The sequence below is a fragment of the Defluviitoga tunisiensis genome, assembly GCF_000953715.1.
GTDB lineage: Bacteria > Thermotogota > Thermotogae > Petrotogales > Petrotogaceae > Defluviitoga > Defluviitoga tunisiensis.
The window spans coordinates 997,790-1,014,637 of the sequence record NZ_LN824141.1 but is presented as its reverse complement, the minus strand read 5'-3'; the positions used below and the strand labels follow the sequence as shown (position 1 = coordinate 1,014,637).

15 protein-coding genes are annotated in these 16,848 nt (G+C 32.7%); 6 read left to right on the top strand and 9 right to left on the bottom strand.

What is annotated here, in order from left to right:
• Nucleotides 1-54: 54 nt before the first annotated feature.
• The 3 genes from pulA to DTL3_RS04710 all read right to left on the bottom strand — a co-directional run bounded on the left by pulA (nucleotide 55) and on the right by DTL3_RS04710 (nucleotide 4,792).
• Nucleotides 55-2,736, bottom strand: coding sequence for a type I pullulanase (pulA, locus tag DTL3_RS04725; RefSeq protein WP_084217148.1), 2,682 nt, complete (start codon nucleotides 2,734-2,736; stop codon nucleotides 55-57).
• 168 nt (nucleotides 2,737-2,904) lie between these two features.
• Nucleotides 2,905-3,930, bottom strand: a complete 1,026-nt coding sequence (locus DTL3_RS04715) for a LacI family DNA-binding transcriptional regulator (protein WP_045087746.1) — start codon at nucleotides 3,928-3,930, stop codon at nucleotides 2,905-2,907.
• 358 nt (nucleotides 3,931-4,288) lie between these two features.
• On the bottom strand, nucleotides 4,289-4,792 hold the full coding sequence (locus DTL3_RS04710) for a GNAT family N-acetyltransferase (RefSeq protein ID WP_045087745.1): 504 nt from the start codon (nucleotides 4,790-4,792) through the stop codon (nucleotides 4,289-4,291).
• A 374-nt stretch (nucleotides 4,793-5,166) separates the two neighbouring features.
• On the opposite strand from DTL3_RS04710, the gene secG reads away from it, so the two are divergent.
• The 4 genes from secG (at nucleotide 5,167) to DTL3_RS04690 (ending at nucleotide 9,327) form a co-directional block, all read left to right on the top strand.
• Nucleotides 5,167-5,400 carry a preprotein translocase subunit SecG gene (gene secG / locus DTL3_RS04705; protein WP_045087744.1) on the top strand — a complete coding sequence of 78 codons (234 nt, stop codon included), beginning with the start codon at nucleotides 5,167-5,169 and terminating at the stop codon, nucleotides 5,398-5,400.
• A gap of 12 nt (nucleotides 5,401-5,412) precedes the next feature.
• Nucleotides 5,413-6,606: a tyrosine--tRNA ligase gene (gene tyrS, locus DTL3_RS04700; RefSeq protein WP_045087743.1), complete on the top strand. Its 1,194-nt coding sequence runs from the start codon at nucleotides 5,413-5,415 to the stop codon at nucleotides 6,604-6,606.
• Nucleotides 6,607-6,747: 141 nt separating this feature from the next.
• Complete coding sequence (locus DTL3_RS04695) at nucleotides 6,748-7,833, top strand: S-layer homology domain-containing protein (protein WP_045087742.1); 1,086 nt, start codon at nucleotides 6,748-6,750, stop codon at nucleotides 7,831-7,833.
• A 120-nt stretch (nucleotides 7,834-7,953) separates the two neighbouring features.
• Nucleotides 7,954-9,327, top strand: coding sequence for a hypothetical protein (locus DTL3_RS04690; protein WP_045087741.1), 1,374 nt, complete (start codon nucleotides 7,954-7,956; stop codon nucleotides 9,325-9,327).
• Between the two features lie 155 nt (nucleotides 9,328-9,482).
• Here the strand turns inward: DTL3_RS04690 and murA are convergent, their stop codons facing one another.
• The 3 genes from murA to DTL3_RS04675 form a co-directional block, all read right to left on the bottom strand.
• The gene (murA, locus tag DTL3_RS04685) at nucleotides 9,483-10,742 is read right to left on the bottom strand and encodes a UDP-N-acetylglucosamine 1-carboxyvinyltransferase (RefSeq protein WP_045088617.1); all 1,260 of its coding nucleotides are present in this window, start codon (nucleotides 10,740-10,742) and stop codon (nucleotides 9,483-9,485) included.
• A 66-nt stretch (nucleotides 10,743-10,808) separates the two neighbouring features.
• Entirely contained in the window at nucleotides 10,809-11,585 is a 777-nt protein-coding gene (locus tag DTL3_RS04680; protein ID WP_231854053.1) for a hypothetical protein, read from the bottom strand.
• Nucleotides 11,572-12,426, bottom strand: coding sequence for a Cof-type HAD-IIB family hydrolase (locus DTL3_RS04675; protein ID WP_045087739.1), 855 nt, complete (start codon nucleotides 12,424-12,426; stop codon nucleotides 11,572-11,574). The genes DTL3_RS04680 and DTL3_RS04675 overlap by 14 nt, the downstream gene beginning before the upstream one ends.
• 511 nt (nucleotides 12,427-12,937) lie before the next feature.
• On the opposite strand from DTL3_RS04675, the gene DTL3_RS04670 reads away from it, so the two are divergent.
• Nucleotides 12,938-13,366 (top strand): PPC domain-containing DNA-binding protein, encoded by a 429-nt coding sequence (locus tag DTL3_RS04670; protein ID WP_045087738.1) that lies wholly within the window; start codon nucleotides 12,938-12,940, stop codon nucleotides 13,364-13,366.
• A gap of 290 nt (nucleotides 13,367-13,656) precedes the next feature.
• Complete coding sequence (locus DTL3_RS04665; RefSeq protein ID WP_045087737.1) at nucleotides 13,657-14,415, top strand: TatD family hydrolase; 759 nt, start codon at nucleotides 13,657-13,659, stop codon at nucleotides 14,413-14,415.
• Here the strand turns inward: DTL3_RS04665 and fmt are convergent.
• The 3 genes from fmt to surE are packed head-to-tail and all read right to left on the bottom strand — an operon-like array spanning nucleotide 14,412 to nucleotide 16,677.
• Nucleotides 14,412-15,374, bottom strand: coding sequence for a methionyl-tRNA formyltransferase (fmt, locus tag DTL3_RS04660; RefSeq protein ID WP_045087736.1), 963 nt, complete (start codon nucleotides 15,372-15,374; stop codon nucleotides 14,412-14,414). The genes DTL3_RS04665 and fmt overlap by 4 nt on opposite strands.
• The gene (gene def / locus DTL3_RS04655; RefSeq protein WP_045087735.1) at nucleotides 15,371-15,916 is read right to left on the bottom strand and encodes a peptide deformylase; all 546 of its coding nucleotides are present in this window, start codon (nucleotides 15,914-15,916) and stop codon (nucleotides 15,371-15,373) included. The genes fmt and def overlap by 4 nt, the downstream gene beginning before the upstream one ends.
• 2 nt (nucleotides 15,917-15,918) lie before the next feature.
• The gene (gene surE / locus DTL3_RS04650; RefSeq protein ID WP_045087734.1) at nucleotides 15,919-16,677 is read right to left on the bottom strand and encodes a 5'/3'-nucleotidase SurE; all 759 of its coding nucleotides are present in this window, start codon (nucleotides 16,675-16,677) and stop codon (nucleotides 15,919-15,921) included.
• Nucleotides 16,678-16,848: the final 171 nt, after the last annotated feature.

Genomic DNA, 16,848 nt, shown 5'->3' with positions numbered 1-16,848 from the left:
AATTATTATTATTAAAAAACGCCCTATGAAGGGCGTTTTTTATTCCAGATTGTTCTATTGATACAAAACACAAATAGAAAGGGGTTCTACTTCAACTTTATTCTTCACTACTCTTAACACTTCTGTTCCCGCAGCATTTTTATCTACAACAACATTCCAGTTTCCTTTTGGTAGCTCTATAGATACGGCTTTTTCTGGCTCACCGTTGTAAATTACTGCTATATTTTTCCAACTATCTTTGTTTGCATTATCTTTTAGTATAAATGCAACTGTCTTTGTATATTCTCTTGATAATTCTATAAATTCTAGGTGTTTTTTAATAGCTGCTGCATCAGTCATTCTAAAGGCGGGGTGTTCTTTTCTTAACTTGATCATTCCTTGGTAATATTCAAATACGTCATAGAATTCACTTTTTCTATTCCAATCTATAACATTGGGTCCTAAGACATTGTATGGGTTGTGGTTACCTTGTTTTGTTCTAGCAAAATCTACACCACCATGTAAAAATGGGACTCCTTGCATGGTAAGAACCATCGCATTTGAGAATTTTTGTGAGTTTTTCAATGTCTCTAGAGTTTTTTCATCGATTTTTTGTTGCCATGGTTTTACCCCTAAAGCTAATGCATTTTTGTCCCAAAGCGTGTGATTGTCGTGGTTAGAAACGTAATTAATTGTTTCTTGAGGATCTTGAGCCCAAGATTTTATTCTGCTGTTGTATTCTATTGAACCAACTATACCTCGTTCTATTTTAGTTTTTTGTCCGGTTGCACCCAAACCGAACCCTTTAACTTTTTCATCAAAAACGCTTCCTCTTATAGCATCTCTTATATCATCATTAAAAACTGCTATTTCTAAACCCTTTTGATCACCTTTTCCAAATAGTGTTGGTCCACCACCTGTCCATGGTTCTCCATATAATACTATTTCTGGTAGTATTGCATGTAATTCTTGTGATATTGCTTTAACCGTTTCTTTATCAAATAATCCAAGTAAATCGAACCTGTATCCATCAACATGGTATTCGTTGACCCAGTATTTTACACTATCTACTATATACTTTCTTACCATGAATCTTTCGGTTGCTATTTCGTTTCCACAACCTGATCCATTGGTATATTTTCCTGTTGCGTCTGTTCTGTAGTAAAAGTATGGAACAGTTTGGTCAAATGGAGAACTTTTACCTACTTGATATGTGTGATTGTATACAACGTCCATTATTACCCTAATTCCATTTTTATGAAGCGATTGAACCATTTGTTTCACTTCATTTATTCTGACTTCAGGGTCATAGGGATTTGTAGAATAAATACCTTCAGGTACATTATAAACGTATGGGTCATAGCCCCAGCCATATTGTTCATCAAATTTGGTTTCATCTAGCGAACCAACATCTTGAAATGGCATTATGTGTACATGTGTAACGCCTAATTCTTTTAGATGGGCAAGCCCAGTTTTCACACCAGTTGGTGATTGAGAATCCTCTACAGTTAAACCAAGATATTTCCCTCGGTATTGTTCTGGAATTCCTGAACTTTCATCTATTGTAAAATCTTTTACATGTATCTCGTAGATTATTGCATCTTCCGGGTTTGAAAACGATGGTCTTGTATCTTTATCCCATCCAACTGGATCGGTGCCTTTTAAATCAACTATTGCAGATTTTATTGAATTTACCGCTAATGCTGTTGAATATATGTCTATTGTTCTTCTCGTTTCTCCATAAGAAACAAATTCGTACATGTAGTATTTTCCTTTTAAATCTTCAGGTACAGTTGCTTGCCATACACCATTTACTTCTTTCTTCATTGGGACAATTTTATAGGGCTTTTCATCGTTATATTTTTCGAATAGTAATAAACTGGCTTGTGAAGAAACCGGCGACCAAACTTTAAATGTAGATTGGTATGGGGTATATGTTAATCCAAGATCATCACCATAATAATGAAAGACCTCATCATCTAGAACATCTCTTAGAATCACGTATCCATCAAATACATAATCTTCTATCTCTACTTTAAATAATTTGTCTACGTTTTCTGGTTTTATAGGTTGTTGTAATTTGATGGTGATTTTTGTTGTCAATGAAACGTCTGTTGGATCTGTTTTGTATACATCTGAAACTGGAATTTCTGTTGGAATTGTTCCATCAATCATATAGAAGTTTACTTTACCTTGCCAATCTTTAGTATCAAATGGAACGGTTAATTCTAAATGTATTTCATCAAAAGAATCCATAATAGCAGCTAACACCCGTGGACTCAAATCAACGGTTGAAGGGTCTACATAGTAATTTTCTATTCCTGACAATACCCAGATCTCTGCGACACCACTTTCAGGAATGGTGATAAATCTATCAACTGATATATCTTTGTCCCAGTTGTCAGTTCTTACAATGAATCCTAATTCTGTGTGTTTTTCATCAAAAGTGATTATGGCGTATTTTCCAAAATCGTCTTCTGCCTCAAATAAATATCTGTTGCCTTCTTTTGAAACAGGTTTACTTGGCCAAATCCATAAATTCCAAGGTTCGTACTTTCCGTCAGGCCTGTGGTAATGAACTATCAAAACTGTTTCTGCACCAAAATCTTGCGCAGTTTTTCCTTCTGAAAGGCTTATAAACTCTGAAACTTGTACATTTTCGAAGCCTTTTGTTGCTTGACTGTTATCTGCTGAAAAACCAAAACATGGTAATACCATCAAGATAAGAACCATCAGGACATACCAAAGTTTTTTCATAGTAGTTTCCTCCTTTGATTTGAATTTTAGCTTTCACTTCTTTGCTAAATGTAGCGAAGAAGGGGGAGAGGGCTTCGCCCTGGACCCAAATTAATTCAAAAACTTTTTCTAAAAAATATTTTCTACTAATGGAAAGGTTTCCATTGCTTTTTAAAAAAAAGAAAGACTCTATGTCTCTCTTTCCACTATTTTGCAAGTGAGTTTGTGATGTTCTACTTTTTCTCTTCCTTTTAGAGAGCTTATAAACATTCTATATGCAATTTCCGCCATTTCACTTAGAGGTTGACGAATAGTTGTTAATCTAAATAATCTACTAATAGGTAAATTGTCTACAGAAATTAGAGAGTAATCTTTTTTTGGAATCATATTCTTCTCTTCTAAATATTTTTTTACTCCGACTCCTAACATATCACATGTTGAAAAAATAGAGACATAATTTTTCGGTTTTCTTTTAATTAGTGATTCCATTGCCTTATATCCGCCATCCCACATTAAATCCGCATAGACAACCTTTACTCTTTTATTGTGTTGTTTCATAACTCTTAAAAAGCCTTTGTCTCGCTTTTCAAAAACAAAGGAGGTGAATTCGTTGTCTAATTCTTTAAATGTTATCAAATAATAATTTGTTTTGTGAGGTGAATTTTTAAGTAGATATTCAGCTGCGGTTTCTCCAATTTTTTCATTGTCAACATATACAGAATCAAACCTATCATCAAATGAATCTATAAGTATAATTTTTTTTGGAGGTGTTCTGTTTTGGAAAATCTTAGAAATTGAAAATGAACAAATAAAAACTCCATCCGTTTGATAAATCATATCAGTATTTTGTTTAATTTTTTGTAAGGCAACTTGATCTATCAACGGAAATACTATTAGTCTGTAATTACTGCGGGAAAGCCTTTTTTCTAGAAGTGAATAGATAATTGAGTAAAACTCATTTCCCATATCAGGTACTACAAAAGATAAAGACTCGATATTTTTTGATGAAAGTGTTCGAGCATGTATGTTTGGAGTGTATGCTAATTCTTCAATAACACTTAAAACTTTTTCTCTGGTTTTTTCACTAACCTTGCCAGAATTGTTTATAACCCTTGATACAGTAGCTATACCAACGTCAGCAAGTCTTGCAACATCTTTTATGGTTGGATTTGTGTTTTTGGACTTTTTTTTGTCTTTTTTTTCTATTTGAATCACCTCCTAGCAGAAAGTGGGCATCCTCACTTTAGAAATTATGAAACTCAGATTCTATAAATGTTTTAAATTTTAGTTTCTCCAAAAATACCTACCCACTTCTAATTCTTACTAATTCTTAATTTTTTAACTTTTTCGGTATTTGTAACGAAGGAAGGGGAGAGGGCTCCGCCCTGGACCCTTTATATATTCAAAATCTTGTTGAAAATCATCACTTCTTAAAGATTCTAAAAAAGTGGCTGGGCTCTGCCCTGGACCCTTTATATATTCAAAATCTTGTTGAAAATCATCACTTCTTAAAGATTCTAAAAAAGTGGGTGGGGCTCTGCCCTAGACCCTTTAAATTCAAAACCGTACCTTATTATTCATGGTGTATATTTTTATTTATGTATCTTACTAAATGATCAAACTTTTCTTTGGGAACCGGTTTAGGATAAGACATTATTTTAAGAGGAACAGGTTTTTTCCTTCTTCCTAAAGGTGGTTGTACATAGTGATGTTCATTAAAGTGAAATCCTGCTTTTTTATAAAACTTTATTCGTCTTATTGCAGTTTCATCTTTAGGTGGTTCAACTTCTAATACGACTCTACCTGGATACTTCTTCTTAATGTCTTTGAGTATCTTAGTTCCATAACCTCGTCCTCTAAATTCTTTTTTTATTGCTAGATGTTCTAAAAAAACAATATCTCCAAGCATCCATAAAGCAACAAATCCAACCATCTCTCCATTCTTATTATAATAAAGTATGATTTTGTATTTATTGTTACTAAGTAACTTTCTTTGTGTCTGAATATCCCGTTTTTCATCTTCCGGAAAAGAGCTGTCATATATTTCCCAGAATTTCGAGAACTCTTCCGTAAGCATAAACTTTCCTCCTTCAGTTTTTATCTATATCCATTATATCATATGAGGAAGTTATAAAACGGATATTTTCTATTTGTTTATTTGAATGAATTCTAGACAATATTTATGTTGTTTTTGATTAATTAATAAAGAAAGCGTTTCCTATAATTTTTTACTATTTTATCCGATTTATCGATATAATCCTAGCTTCGTTATTAGGAATTACAACTAAATAAAACTATTTAGAGTCTAATATGATTAAATAACGTTGTTTTTGTCTTCTTTAAGTATTTTAAAAAATAGTTTGCATATTAAATAACCTTATGATATAATAATAAGGAAAAAACTGATTTATATGATTAATAGTATGATTTATGACCTAAAGGAGGGTACATATGTCTTTTCTCTCAATTATTGTTATAATAGTTCATATAGTCTTAGCTGTAGGAGTTATTTTTTTTGCTCTACAAAAAATGCGAGAAACTAGTGATCGTGGTGGTGCATTTGGAGGCGGCAGCGGGGCAGTCTTTGGTAGGGAAAAAGGGCTTGACAAAAATTCTAAAATCGCTTTAACTTTAGGAATTCTGTTCATGTTTAGTTGTTTCTTAGTTACATGGATAGTAGCTTAGGGAGGGTAAGATTTGAATTTAAAAGACCAACTTGAAGTCATTAAAAAAGACACGGTAGATTTCATAACCGAAGAGGAGTTCTTAGATAAACTAAATAGAAAAAAACAATTAAAAGTAAAGCTCGGTGTTGATCCTTCGAGGCCTGACTTGCATCTTGGTCATGCCGTTGTTTTAAGAAAACTGAGACAATTTCAAAAGTTCGGACATATTGTCTATTTGATTATTGGGGACTTCACTGCTAGGATTGGCGATCCTTCTGGAAGGTCTAAAACTCGTCCGCTTCTTTCAGAAGAAGAGGTAAGGGAAAATTCGAAAACTTATGTTGAACAAGCGTTCAAGATTTTAGATCCCAATAAAACTGTTATTAAATTTAACAGCGAATGGCTTTCTAAACTTACCTTCGAAGATATTATCAATCTCACCTCAAGGTATACTGTAGCTAGAATGCTTGAGAGAGATGATTTTAACAAGCGTTTGGCAGAAAACGAACCGATTAGTATCTCAGAGTTTTTATACCCTATTGCACAAGCATATGATTCTATAGTTATTGAAGCTGACGTGGAAACGGGAGGAACTGACCAGTTGTTTAATCTTTTAGTAGGAAGAAAACTCCAAGAAGAATTCGGCCAAGAACCACAAATTGTTGTTACAATGCCTCTTATTGAAGGAACAGACGGAAATCTCAAGATGAGTAAAAGTTATAACAACTATATCGCCTTTAATGACACTCCAGATGATATTTTTGGAAAGATTATGTCTATTCCAGACCATCTAATAATTAAATATATGACATATTTGACCGATATACCCCGTGATAAGATTAAAGATTATGAAGATAAGATGAAAAATGATAAAATTAATCCAAGAGATGTTAAAATGGTATTAGCAGAAGAAGTAGTAAAAATGTTATATAATGAAGAAGAAGCACAAAAAGCTAAAGATAATTTTATAGCTATTTTTCAAAAAAAAGACATGCCCGATGATCTTCCTGAAATATTAGTCCAAGAGAACGAAACAATATTAGATATAGTTGCCAAAACAAATGTATTTGATAGTAACAGTGAAATAAAACGCGCTATTAGTCAAGGTGCAATTCGGATAAACGATGAAAAGATAGATGATTTTAAATTTGTTCCTAACTTTGAAGACGGAGACGTTTTAAGAGTAGGTAAAAAGAATTATTTTAGATTAAAAAAAGTTAAATAACCTTTGCAAAATTTAATTGAATATAGTATAATATTATATAGGTTGATAAAAGAGCTTTTAAGCGGCGAATCTGTATAATTTTAATACTAAATAAAGTTTTTAAATCAAACAGTCAAAAATTCAGAAAAGGGGGTAAGGAAAGTGAAAAAGGGTTTGGTGTTTTTAACACTTCTTGTGTTTGTAGTTTCAGCGTTTTCTTTGGGGTTCACTGATGTGGGCTTAGATAATTGGGCATATGACTACGTAATGAAACTGGTAGAAAAAGGCGTTATACCTGTTGATCAACCAACCTTCAAGGGTTATGAGCCTTTAACAAGGTCCGATGCAGCTGTATGGATGTCAAGATTAATTACCTATCTTGAGAATTCTCCTGAAATTGCAAAAACAAAAGACCTTGAGTATTTAGAATCTAAGGTAACCGATTTAAGCAAAAAAATGTCTGCTTTAGAATCTTCATTATTGACAGTTGAACAAGCAGATGCAACAGCAGTTGTAAGTCAGGATGTTGAACAATTACAAGCAAAAGTATCTCAACTTGAAAGTTCCTTGAAAACTCTTAACAAAACTGTAGAACAAGATAGTATGATAGTTAAAGGGCTTCCTGTTTTATCAAGAAAGGTTTATGATCTTGAAGAAAAAGTCAATTCTTTAGAAGAATTTCAATCAACTATGACTAGAAACCATTTAAATCTAAAGTACGAAACTTATGATAAGATTGATAATCTTTCAAACCAAGTTTCGGATCTTGAAACATCCTTTGAAGATTTCAAAACAACCATGACCAAGAATTTTTTGAACCTCAAGTATGACACATATGACAAGATTGATAATCTTTCAAACCAGGTTTCGGATCTTGAAACATCCTTTGAAGATTTCAAAACAACCATGACCAAGAATTTTTTGAACCTCAAGTATGACACATATGACAAGATTGATAATCTTTCAAACCAGGTTTCTGCACATGATGAAAAGCTTGCAACATTAGAATCTGAAGTTGCGAACGTAAAAACTTTAGCAGAAGAAAATGCAATGTTCGTGAAAGCATTACCAAGTTTATCTATGAAAGTGTCTAGCAATGAAGCTAAGATAGAAGAAGTAAGCAGAGAACTAGAAGTTCAAAAAGAAGAAATTGCTAAGGCACAAGATCACAGACTATTGTGGTTAACAGCTGTAACAGGAGTGGGTTTGGGAATTATAGCTATGTGTTTGGCGCAAGATGTATTTTAATAGAATAGAGTTTATAGAAATATGATTTTATGTATTGACAGGAAGTTTGAATATTTGATATAATAGCTTAGGATTTTTTAAATACTAACACAAAATTACAAGTAGAAGGGGGTTTTTAGGATGAAAAAGTTTGTTGTTTCTGTTTTAGTAATTCTTAGTGCACTTGCACTATTTGCTGTAACCGTAACGCCCGTTTTCGATGTAAGTGGAGAAGTAGGCTTTGAATTACTACTAGATGAAAGTGCTTTGGACATAAACAGTCTAGTCGATATTGATTTAACAGTAGAAATACCTTTCAGCACAACTTCAGGTAATCTATCTATAGGTCTTAAATTAAATCCTGAAGTAACTGTAGGGGAACCTGAACCTGCTGATTGGGACCCCGACGCAACACCTATTCATACTCATACAGCAAAGTTCGGTTATAAAGATATGTTGGAATTTGTACAGTATGAGGAAGAAGCATGGTTATTAAGATACGAACCAAACGCTATTAAGTTAAGTGATTACACAGTCAACCAGTTTACAGATGCAGAAGGCGCTTTAAAGTTTGGTTTGAAAAAATATAACCTTTCTTTAGAATTAGCAGATCTTAAAGGTAACGAAGTTGATAAACATGCAACAGGTACATTAGCTTTCCCAGAGGGTTGGATTTTTGGTGCAAAGTATGATTTAGGAATCAGTGAAGAGATTGAAGGATTTGTAGCTACTGCATTTAAATTTGAAGACAAAGGCAACAACCGTTTCTCTATTGAAGGTAATTTAAGTAAGTCTCCATTACCTGGAGAAGAGACAGTAGACCTAGTATTTGCTCTTTTAAATGAAGAAGAAACTTCTCCTTCTACAGTTGCAACAGCAACAAACGCTTACAGAGTATATGTTGATTACAAATATCCTGTAACAGTAGATGGAATTACTTTAAAGCCTCACGCCTACTTCAAGGCTCAAGAAGGTTTAAAAACTGTGTTTGCTCCTGAAGTTGCAAAAGATACTGATAAGAAAATCGATTGGCCAGATGCAAGAGAAATTGGAGCAGGTTTTGATCTAGAAGCAAAGGTAGATCCTTTTAAAGTTGGCGTAGAAGATACTTTCAAATTCATATTTTTAGATATGGATAATCCTGAATTCAAATTGAATTTAAAGCCATATCTTGAATATGCTGTAGAAGATTTTAAAATGGGTGTAGATTCTAAGATGGATTTCACATTTGCAGATCCTTTAGAATACTCTATCACTCCTCACCTTTATACAGTACTTGGCATAGATAATTTGGAAGTAGCTGGAGATCTCTTTTACTTCATAACAAATCCTGATGATGAACCAGATGCAAACAAATTTGCATATATGGCTAATATAACCTATACTCACAATGTTATTCAAACTGGTCTACATCTAGGTAACGAAGTATGGGATGACGATGATGGTGCAGTTGGCGCTCATGACTTAACTGATCTCCACTGGTACCTATTCTTAAAAGCTTCTGTAAAATTTTAATTAATGTCTAACAATAAAGCCTCTATAGAAAATATTCTATAGAGGTTTTTATTATTTTTATTTTTTCACCTATATTAAAAAAAGAAGCCGGCATAATATTATGCCGGCTTTTATTGTGTTGTTTATTTATGTAAAATAAAGTGTTTATTGTTTTCTCATTTAATATATAGTAAATCAATACCTAATCGTTCTAACTTTTCTTGAATATTTTCATATCCTCTAAAGATATGGTCCACATTTGTTATGACTGTTTCACCCTCAGCTACAAGACCTGCTATTAGGAGCGCAGCTGCTGCTCTTAAATCTGTTGCTTCAACTGGAGCCCCTGTAAGCTTGTTTACTCCTTCTATTATAGCGGTGTTATCTTCAACTCGAATCTTTGCACCCATTCTATTTAACTCATCAATATGGTAAAATCTACTTTTAAAAACTGTCTCGGTTATTGTAGATCTACCGGGAACTAAGGATAACAAAGTGGTGATTTGAGGCTGTAAATCTGTAGGAAAACCTGGATAAGGTGAGGTTTCCATGCTAATATTTTTCAAAGATTGTAAAGGCACTGCACCTACTTTGACTTCTCTTTTCTTTTTGTCATAATTAATAGGGGAACCGATCTTTTCAAATACAGAAAATAAAGCGTCTAAATGTTCAGCAGTAACATTTTTTATAACAAGGTTTTCTCCTATTAAAATACCCATTATTATAAATGTCCCGGCTTCTATTCTATCAGGTATTATGGTGTAATTAATACCGCCTAGCTTATCAACACCTTCAATCTTTAAAATAGAGGTTCCTATACCTGAAATTCTTGCTCCCATCTTATTTAAGAAATTGCCTAAATCAGTTACTTCCGGTTCAATAGCACAGTTGGTAATTGTGGTTTTTACACCTTTAAGTAAACAGGCTGTAGTTAAAATGTGTTCAGTTGCACCTACACTGGGGAAAGGTAAGGTAACATTTATTTCTTTATTTGGTTTACTTATACTACTCATTACAAAGCCATGCTCTACAGTACTTTCTATACCTAATTTTTTTAGACCTTCAAGATGAAAATCAACAGGTCTTGCACCAATAGAACAACCCCCTGGTAATGCAACTTTCGCATAACCATTTCTAATAGTTAAGGGCCCATATACATTAAAAGAAGCCCTCATTTTTCTAACAGGTTCATACGGAATATCAGAGTTAATTCTTCCTGTACCTCTAATTATTAATTGGTCATCGTACCTGTCAATTTCTTTTCCTGCACTTTCTAATATTTCAATCATCGTTTTAACATCAGCTAGATCAGGAACATTATTTAACACAATTTCTTCATCGGTTAATAACGATGCTCCCATAATTGGAAGTACCGCATTTTTGGAACCAGAAACTATTACCTCTCCTCTAGCCTTTTGTGGGCCTTTAACTATCATCTTTCCTGTAGTATCTAATCCTATACTCTTCAATTTAAACCCCCCTAATTAATTATAAAGAAACGTTCACCAATTTTTATTTCCTGTTGGTAACAGTTCACCATAAAAAACCTTCCTTGCTTCATCCTCTACACTGTGTGAAAAATAAGTCACTGCTTTTTTGTCTGTATAGTTAATCTGTCTATACAATAGATTAAGCCCTTCATCTACATAACCTGATAATACTATACTACTGTCATATAATTGTTGAATTATCTCTTTCAAATTACCTTTGCCATAAGACCAAGGAATCTTAAAAACATTATCATTTTTAAATTGTAAATGCTCATCACTAAATGATAAATCAACATTCTTTAATTCAGATGAAAATGAGTAAAAAGAACCAACTTTTTGAAGCAACGAATTAGTGATGTTTTTATTGTCATTAGGTGAGACTATCACAACAGGAACAACACCACTTGTCTCAAAACCTCTTATCATTCGGTACATTACCTCTGCTACAAGATAAGGGGAATTTCCAATATAGCCTGTGGGATCTTCTACATTTTTATCTAGAAGCTGCAAGTTTCCAAATATTACAATGTCTACCCCTAGATCTTTTAAATAGAAGCCAACTTCTCGGGCAAAATCTTGCACTAAGCTATAATTTCTTGTAGCTCCTAAAGCAAGATAACAAAGTTCTGGATCGATTTCCTCTAAATCTAGTAAATATGCAACAAACATATCCTGATCTGTTTCTAAACTAATTAACTCATCTAAACTGTGATAAAAAAAGCCTACATTTCGCTGTTCTTTGTTAATTATATCGTATACATTTGCAAAAGTAAAGCTAAATATTAACATTATCAAGGTCATCAGATAAAATTTTTTCAATGGCAAACGCAACACCGTCCTCATCGTTACTTGGAATAACATAACGTGCAACTTCTTTGACATCTTTTTGAGCGTTACCCATAGCAAAACTATTTCTTGATATTCTCAACATATCTATATCATTTTGCGAATCACCAAAAACATAAACTTCTTCAACATTGAAGTTATATATCTTAGACAATATCTTTAAAGCTTCACCTTTGGATACGCCAAATGGCATAAAATCAAGATAGGTACTAAATGAACGCATTATATTAATCTTACCTTCAAACTTTTTTTCAGCTAAACTTTGAACCATGTTGAGTTTTTCCTGTTCACATATTCCTAAAATCTTTAAGGTAGGATGTTCAGAATTTTTTATAGTGTCAACTAAATCATCTACCAATTTGTATGCGACAAAAGAATGTTTAGAATAATCTTTAATTTCTTGATCATCTTGTTCCGATATCAGTTCGTCATTTATATACACGTGCCTATGTACATTTAACTCACGCAAAAACTCTATACAATCTATCGCAACATCTTTGTCTAAGCCCTCTTCAAATAACAGCTCACCTTTGTTATTAACAATATACCCTCCGTTATATGAGACTATATGGGCGTAACCTTTCAAAAAAGGCAGAAAGTTTTCAACAATAAATAGCATAGAAGCGTACATACGACCACTACACAAAATGATGGTATGTCCATGCTCTTTAAGCTTTTTTAATGCCTCAAACGTACGTGGACTAATTCTAACTTCAGAGTTTAATAATGTTCCGTCAAAATCGAAAACAAAAACTTTAGTGGAAGAATTTAAGTGATAGTTCATATTGTAGATAATAGATATCCTCCTTTAAAATATGATTGATTTTTAGTTGTAGAGACGTGCTACACGCGCGTCTCGATTTTGTTATAACCAACATTGATTTTTAGTTGTAGAGACGTGCTACACGCGCGTCTCGATTTTGATTTTAAAATAATTACTATTAATCCTTGGAGACGCCCGTATAGGTCGTCTCTACACAAAATCAAATTCATAACTACTATTAGTCCTTGTAGACGCCCATATAGGTCGTCTCTACAAAAAATCTATTCGTAAAAATTAAAATTATGCCCTATGATATTGTGCTTTTACCTATATATTTTATCATATTAGTCATGAAAAATTCATTAATTAGTGAATTTATAGAATTATTTTCTATCTTAATCATTTTAAAACAAAAATCTGATATCATTTATAATATTATCAAATAAAAAACAGATTATAAGGCGGTTTTCCTAGTCATTCATTCTAGTTCTATTTTAAATCTAAAACAAGAAATGTGATTGGAGGTAAAAATATGGATTTTCAAAAATTCGAAAATAACTATCTTTTAAGGCTAGATAAGGGCGAAGAAATCATTTCAACTCTTTTGGATTTCTGCACAAAACACTCTATTTCTCTTGGGAAAATTAGTGGTATAGGATCGACTAACAAGGTAAAAATCGGATTATTTAATACTCATACCAAAAGATATTCATCAAAAGAATTTATCGGAGACTTTGAGATAGTTAATCTCACTGGAAATATATCTACCATGAACGACGAACCATATTTACATATTCACGCAACAATTTCTGATTCTAACCTAGATGCCTTTGCTGGGCACTTAAATTCTGCTATAATTAGTGGAACAGCAGAAATTTTCATTGAATGTTTGCCAGGGCGTGTCGATAGAAAATTTAGTGAAGAGATAGGGTTGAATTTATTTAGATTCATCAAAGAATAATTAAGAATGTCTTTATAATTTGTTTTTTGTGGAGACGCGCGTGTAGCACGTCTCTACAATTGTTAAATTAGGATTTGGATTTATTTTTAAACGTTGTGATTATTGAAATGTGTTTAAAATCATTGAGACGCCCATATAGGTCGTCTCTACAATTGTTAAATTAGGATTTGGATTTATTTTTAAACGTTGTGATTATTGAAATGTGTTTAAAATCATTGAGACGCGCATATAGCACGTCTCCACAACTAAAATAGATAAAATAATCAATTAGCATACGAGGTGCATTAGACTTGAAATATATTGATACACATTGTCATTTGTTATTTCCATATTATGATGAAGATAGAGAAGAAGTTTTACAAAAAGTTAATGACGAACTAGACCTTTTTATAGAAATAGGAGGAGATCTAGATAACTCTCAAAAGGTTGTTGATTTTATAAAAAATCAGCCTAAAGCTTTTGGAACTGTTGGAATTCATCCCACCGACAGTGAAGGCTTTGATATTAACCTTATTGACAAACTTGAAGAATTAGCTAAAAATGACAAAATTGTAGGTATAGGAGAGACAGGTCTGGATTTTTACTGGGAAACTAACAAACAAACTCAGTATAAGGTGTTTGATGCTCAAGTTTCTATAGCAGAGAAACTAAATAAACCACTTGTATTACACATAAGAGATGCTTACGATGAAGCTTATGAGTTTTTAAAGAAAAGTAATTTGCCCAGTAAACTAGGTGTTGTACACTGTTTTTCTGATACATGGGAAACAGCAAAAAAATTCCTAGATCTTGGCTTTTATTTGGGTTTTGATGGCCCTATCACATATCCTAAAAACGCAGAGCTAAGAAAGGTTGTTCAGCAAACACCTTTTGAAAGGATTTTACCAGAAACAGACTCTCCATTTTTACCGCCTGTACCTTTTAGAGGAAAAAGAAATATGCCTATTTATGTTAAATATGTCTATGAAAAAATCGCAGAAATAAAGAAGATTGACATAGAAGAACTAAAAAGTAAGCTTTACTTTAATACTATGTCATTATTTTTCTAAGCAGAAACAAATCTATCTCCTATATTTAATTTCCTACCGTTAATTGCGTCTATTGTTGTAATCTTTCGCTTATTGGGAAATTGAATTTCTTTTATCTTAACTATCCCATTCTCACATTTTACATATATTCCGGTATTATCCTTATCAAAGATAGTCCCATTTTCATATGGGATTTCTTCTTTTTTTGAATAATTTTCTACTAACTCAGAACCAAACAGTTTTACTATCTCTCCTCTAATTTCACAAGAAACTCCTGGAATAGGATCATATGCTCTAATCTTGTTGTGAACTTTTATCGCATCCCAATTGAAATTCACTTTGAGATCCTCAGATGTGATTTTTTCTGCATAAGTAGCCAAACTATCGTCTTGTGAAACTAATGTAAGACTATCAAACTTTTCAAGAAATTCTATAATAATCTCTTTGGCAAGCACTACGAGCTTGTTGTATACGGCTCCTAAATTATCGTTTATCTCAATAGGAATGGCTTTTTGAATTGCTATATCACCTGCATCCAAAGCTTCAGCCATTTTATAAATAGTTATACCTGTTTCTTTTTCTCCATTCTCTATTGCTCTTTGAATAGGTGCGGCGCCTCTATACTTTGGAAGAAGTGAGGCATGAACATTCCAACAACCTTTTTCTGGATATTCCAAAACATTTTTTCTTAGTATTTTTCCAAAAGCAGCAGTAATTATTATGTTAGGATTCAATTTAACTAAAGTCTCAAAACCCTCACCTTTACTAACTGATTTGGGTTGAAAAACTGGAATGCCATATTTAAGCGCTATTGATTTAACATAAGTAGGTTCAACCTTTCTTCCTCTACCTTTAGGTTTATCTGGTTGAGAAAAAACCCCTATTACGTTGTAACCATTTTTAATTATCTCTTCTAAAACAATCCCGCCAAATTCTGGTGTACCCATAAATACTATCCTAAAATCATCTTTTTTTGTCATATCTTAATCTCATCACCCAACTTTTTTATCTCTTTAGCTCTTTGTTTACCTTTTTCGGATAATTTAGCTAAATCTTTTTTTATCAAGGCTTTTCTTAAAGTAGAAATCTTATCAACAAAAAGTATACCTTCAAGATGATCATACTCATGCTGAAAAATCCTAGCTTGATAGCCGTGAAGTTCTTCTTCTATAACGTTTCCGTTTATATCTTGATATCTAACCTTAACTCCTTCTGGTCTATAAACATCTTCAAATATTTCTGGTATACTCAAACAACCTTCTTCTTCTGAAACTTCTTCACCCAAATACTCAAGTATTTCTGGGTTAATTACAACTTTTTTACCTTTATTATTCTCTTCTCGTGAGTCCATTACAAAAAGTCTTAACGAAACACCTACTTGCGGAGCGGCTAACCCTACACCTTCGTATAGGTACATTGTAGAAAACATTTCCTCTACAAACTTTTCTAGCTCATCATCAAAATTATTAACCGCTTGAGCCTTTTTTCTAAGCACAGGGTCTCCTATGATTCGAACCTCCATTTTCATTCCTCCAAAAATTTTTTCAATTCCTCAATAAAATCAAATTTTGTCATAAACACACTCAAAGGTGTGACTGATACATATCCTTTTTTAACGACATTATAATCAGATTCGGGATCTGGGTCGTCTTCTATGATATTACCAAGCATCCAATAATATGAGTTCCCGTATGGATCTTTTCTTTCTTCAAAATAATCCTGATATCTTCTGCTACTTTGTTTTGTAACCTTCATCCCTCTAATCTCATAATATGAATTTGGCGGTACATTGACATTCAAAGTAGTAAATTTTGGCCATTTTTCAAAATTGAGTTTATCTATTATTTCTAAAACAACCTTAGCACCATCTTCATAGTTAGGTTCAGAATACTTAACGCACGATACAGCTATAGATGGATAACCGTTCAACGCAGCCTCTAAAGCTGCTGATACTGTTCCAGAATAGAGAACATCAGTACCTAAATTCGCACCCCTATTAATTCCAGAAACAATAAGATCAAACTTGATATTTTTATATATTGCGTCTAATCCTATTTTAACACAATCTGCGGGAGTTCCGTTTACTGCATGACCAAAAAAAACCTGTCCAAACTTAACTTCCTTTGCCCACAACGGGTTTCTAACAGTTATAGCATGTCCTGTAGAACTTCTCTCCACATCAGGGGCTACTACATACACATTATGCTTTTGTTCAAGGTATTCTTTTAATATAATAATACCCGGAGACATAATACCATCATCATTAGAAAGCAAAATATTCATCAAACACCTCCAAAATATTGCATAATTAATCACTTCAGAAATTCAAAATTCTATTTTTAAAAAATCTTCATTTCTAAAGTCCCTAATTGCATAAAAATACTATAAAAATTCTTTGAATATTGAATATTTTAACATTTATTTAGTACCTTTTATTTTAACATCATATTTTTA